We start from the raw sequence: 721 nt of genomic DNA, 5'->3' as shown, positions 1-721 counted from the left end.
TTGTGTGGGCGTATTATAGACGCTTTAAATCTTGAGTCAAGAGGTAATTTCTATTTAGTGTGAAATAGCTTGATTATCTAAGCTTCCAAACCACTTGCCTTTCGAAAAGGGTGGCAGTCTACGAGGGTTTTGGACTGGATAAAGGTGAATCAATACTTTTTTATGATTATTTTACTGAGCCATATTTAATCGTTAAACCCAGCCAAAACCCAGCCAAAACCCAGCCAAAACCCAGCCAAAACCCAACCAAACCCAACCAAACCCACACGCACAAAGAAAAGCCCCTCAACAATTAAGTTAAGGGGCGATTCAGGAATAGAGAGCTGACGATGACCTGAGCGCCGTTAAGGCAAAGCAGTGCTTTGCTAGGCAGCGCAAGAGCAAATCCTTTCAATAGGATTTGCTGCGTAGGTCACTAGGAATAAAAGATAAAAAAAAGAGCCACCCCGCTAGGGATGGCTCTTTTTAGAATAGAGAGCTGACGATGACCTACTCTCACATGGACGAATCCACACTACCATTGGCGCTATGATGTTTCACTTCTGAGTTCGGGAAGGGATCAGGTGGTTCCATCATGCTATTGTCGTCAGCAAAGGGGTTAGATATGAGTCTGTTGTTGTTATTATTGACTTCAAGGTTACTTGTCGTCGACCAACATAAACCTAACTGAATCAAGGTTTAAGGTGATATCGAAATATTCTTTCTTTATTCTAAAGCTTTC

1 rRNA gene is annotated in these 721 nt (G+C 42.0%); it reads right to left on the bottom strand.

The window, feature by feature from the left end:
• Nucleotides 1-476 precede the first annotated feature (476 nt).
• A 5S ribosomal RNA gene (gene rrf / locus JMX93_RS14275) occupies nucleotides 477-591 on the bottom strand.
• Nucleotides 592-721: the final 130 nt, after the last annotated feature.

Source organism: Psychrobacter muriicola 2pS (assembly GCF_904846535.1).
Taxonomy (GTDB): domain Bacteria; phylum Pseudomonadota; class Gammaproteobacteria; order Pseudomonadales; family Moraxellaceae; genus Psychrobacter; species Psychrobacter aquimaris.
The sequence above is the reverse complement of the archived record's forward strand: the minus strand, read 5'-3'. Positions and strand labels throughout refer to the sequence as shown.